Source organism: Moorena sp. SIO4A5, from assembly GCF_010672005.1.
Taxonomy (GTDB): domain Bacteria; phylum Cyanobacteriota; class Cyanobacteriia; order Cyanobacteriales; family Coleofasciculaceae; genus Moorena.
Window position 1 is genome coordinate 1 of the sequence record NZ_JAAHHZ010000550.1, and the last position, 3,269, is coordinate 3,269.

Sequence of the window (3,269 nt, forward strand, 5' to 3'; positions counted from 1 at the left end):
GGACAAATCTTGCGGCAAAAGTTTCGCAGCGAGGATATAGTTGCCCGCTGGGGAGGTAAGGAGTTCTTCATCGGGATGTATGGTCTCAATCGACAGGCTGGGGTCAGAAGGCTCCAAGAAATTTTGGAGACTGTTAGTGAAGAATTTGATAACTGTGAGCTAGTGCAGGTAACATTTAGTGCTGGGGTGGCAGAGTACCCTGAGGATGGCACAGACATCGAAAGCCTCTATCGAGCCGCTGATGAGGCTATTGAGCGAGGCAAAGCCACTGGTCAAGATTGTGTATTCCCAGCTCAATCCCTAGTTGGAAACATCAGTCAATAGTAATTTTTGAGTAGTAATTTTTCAGTAGTAATTTGTCAGTAGGTGAGTAAAGCTTTCTCTGTCTTACACTAAGCTGATTTTGATCTAAGCACCTAAACAAAATTAATTACATATTCTTGACCAAAATTGTCAAGAAATTTTTTGAGATATTTAAGAAAGCTTTTCCAGTTTTCGTAAGCATCAATTTCAATCCACTCATACTTAATAAATTTCCAGAAAATTTTAATTAAGTTGTACTTAGGTGAGTAAGTAGGTAACCAAAATCTATCTAAATTTTTGGCTTTCCATTATTCTAGTTTTTCTAGGATTTTATTGCTCGTGTGTATTGAAGCTTGAGCCATTACTACTACAGTGAGTTTATCTAAATTTTTACTAAAATTATATAAAAATTTAATCACGATTTCACTATCAATTGAGCCCTGATGTATTTCGGAATCTAATTGATTTTTACATCCCATTAATCCGAGAACATTAATTCTTTTGCTTTGGCAACTATTAAGAGTTATTCGTTTTAATTTTTCTTGCCATCCGTAAGGAATATCTGGCTTCAAATAGAATCCACTTTCATCTAAATATCTTAAGTCAATTTCTCCTTTTTTAGCTTGCTGTTTTAGCTCTTTTAGTCTGGGTATCTTTACGTCTAGCTCCCATTAATCAGGGGTTTTACTCGTTCCTATCTTCATTCTTTTCCATTTCATATTCAACTTTTTTATGGTTCTTTTTATAGTTTCCTTACTTACATCTATTTTCCACTCTTTATTGATTTTATTTTTAACTTTGTTTAGGCTTTTTGGTTCAGATTTTACCCACTCCTTTACTTGTTGCCTTTGCTCCTGATTTAATTTAGGTTTTCTGCCCCTACCTTTTTGATTGTATATTCCTAGGATTTTTTGATCTTCCCATCTAGTTAACCAGTTATATATAGTTTTTCGATTAACTCCAAATAATAAAGTTAATTCCTTGTATTAAAATTTTTTATAACTCAACAATATACATTTAGCTCTGTCTCTCACTTGAGGATATTTACTTTGCCAACTTATTCTTTATAAAAGTTTTTTAGTCTCGGGATTTAATTCTCTAATGAATCTCATATAAATACCTATTTTGATCGATTTTATCTAATTGTATATTATTATGTCAAAAATAGGTAATTAATTTTGTGCACCTGCTTATTAAACCCAATTGCTACCAGGTAGGACGTGAAAAATGGAACCGATACATTCACATTATTTTCACAATTGGCTCTACTATTTCACAATTGGCTCTACTATAAAGATAGTTTAAAGATTATCGGTGATATTGAACATAAATGTTGAATGATAGTTAAAAACCTATACAAATAGCCTCTAAATTGATAAAATCGAGGCTCAAAAAAATCTTACAATGTTGCTTCAATGAGATCAAATTTTCCACAAATCGTCAAAAGATACCTAGGAAAACTACCCAGGGTAAGCGCAAGAAAAACGAACTCATAATATGCTAGGGGAACCGATGTCACAATCAAGGTATCCAATGGTCATTGGCTTCGATAAACCCACTAAAACCACCGCAACCAGTCCTAAATCCTCACCACTCCAGCCAGCCGGAGATACTCAGCAGTTTCAACAACAAATGCTTGAGCATTTTGAGCACCTGGGAGATCCACGAGGGAAACAAGGAGTGCTTCATCCATTTGTAAGTATAGTAATGATTGCACCCGACGCCACCATCGGGGGCGCGACGGGGTGGGAAGACATAGAAACCTATGGAGTCAGCCACCAGCAATGGTTATCCACCTTATTACCATTGCCTCATGGGATACCCTGTGCAGATACGTATCGACGAGTGTTTGAACAAATATCTTAAGCGTGCCTTTGAGGAGAGCTTTAACAGTTGGTTAGCTAGTTTAGTAACAGATGCCCGGAGCACAGGTAATTCCCATTGATGGCAAACAAATCAAGGGTTCTTATGACCGTAACCAGTCAAAATCAGCATTGCACGTGGTGAGCGCCTGGGCAAGTGACCATCGGTTGTTTCGTAGGTCTTGTCAAAGTGGACGATAAAAGCAATGAGATTACAGCGATCAAGCGCCTTACTGGAATTACTCGACATCTGCGGATGCAACCGATACCATTGATGCGATGGGGACTCAGCATCAAATAGCTCGTAGTATTCGCGCTCTTAGTGCGGATTATGTTCTGGCACTCAAAAGAAATCATCCCACTTTATGGGAGCAGGTGAAGCAATGGTTTGAAACTGCTGTAGCTAATGAGGCAAGAGGGTCTTGAGTATAGCTACGATCTACGGGTGGAGTCAGCACACCATCGCACTGAAAAGCGCGATTGTTTGGGCGGTTTGTCTTGAGCAGATAGACAATGATTTGTACCAACAGTCCCAGTGGGATGGATTACAGACTATTGTTATGGTTATTCGTACTCGTCATCTGTGGAACAAGACTACCCGTGAGGTGATGTTTTACCTATCTTCTCTACCAGCCAATGCTCAACAGTTGGGTAAAGCTATCCGACAGCACTGGTCAATTGAAAATCAACTTCACGCTCGTCTTAGATGTGACTTTTGGGGAGGATAATAGCCGGATTCGCACAGGCCATGCTCCACAGAATATGGCTTTACTCAAGCGCGCTTAGTATTAATTTACTCAATCTTGAAACCAGCTATAAACGCAGTACTCGTCAAAAAATCAAACGAGCCAGCATGGACACGAGGTATATGCTGAAAATTTTAAAAGCCTCGATTCCCTTACAGTCTAACTTATCTGGGGCATAATTTTTCGCCGCTGTACCCTGGAAAACTACCTGATGATGATTATCCAGTTCTCATACTAAATCCGGTTGTCATACCCCATTAAAAAAATGCTTAAATAGAAGCTAGCCAATGATAGAAAGTTAAATTTATAATTTCTTCTTTCATCTCACTCAAAACCTGACAACGTTTTACTAACAATT

3 protein-coding genes and 2 pseudogenes are annotated in these 3,269 nt (G+C 38.2%); 4 read left to right on the forward strand and 1 reads right to left on the reverse strand.

Going from position 1 to position 3,269, the window contains the following annotated elements:
* The coding region (locus F6K57_RS40800; RefSeq protein ID WP_293074657.1) for a GGDEF domain-containing protein at nt 1–324 on the forward strand (324 nt) is incomplete at its 5' end.
* A gap of 92 nt (nt 325–416) precedes the next feature.
* On the opposite strand, the pseudogene F6K57_RS40805 reads toward F6K57_RS40800, so the two are convergent.
* Nucleotides 417–1,364: pseudogene (locus F6K57_RS40805) on the reverse strand (IS630 family transposase).
* 472 nt (nt 1,365–1,836) lie between these two features.
* Here F6K57_RS40805 and F6K57_RS42345 point away from each other — a divergent pair.
* From F6K57_RS42345 to F6K57_RS42355, 3 genes and pseudogenes are all read left to right on the forward strand, one after another.
* Nucleotides 1,837–2,169: a transposase family protein gene (locus F6K57_RS42345; RefSeq protein ID WP_364306221.1), complete on the forward strand. Its 333-nt coding sequence runs from the start codon at nt 1,837–1,839 to the stop codon at nt 2,167–2,169.
* A 275-nt stretch (nt 2,170–2,444) separates the two neighbouring features.
* On the forward strand, nt 2,445–2,591 hold the full coding sequence (locus F6K57_RS42350; RefSeq protein ID WP_364306224.1) for a hypothetical protein: 147 nt from the start codon (nt 2,445–2,447) through the stop codon (nt 2,589–2,591).
* Nucleotides 2,592–2,806: 215 nt separating this feature from the next.
* Nucleotides 2,807–2,964, forward strand: a pseudogene (locus F6K57_RS42355) (ISAs1 family transposase); the annotation flags it as partial.
* Nucleotides 2,965–3,269 lie beyond the last annotated feature (305 nt).

Excerpts from the sequence above, each read along its gene's own strand:
- F6K57_RS42345 (WP_364306221.1), top strand. The coding sequence starts at position 1,837 with ATGGTCATTGGCTTCGATAAACCCACTAAAACCACCGCAACCAGTCCT.
- F6K57_RS42350 (WP_364306224.1), top strand. The coding sequence starts at position 2,445 with ATGGGGACTCAGCATCAAATAGCTCGTAGTATTCGCGCTCTTAGTGCG.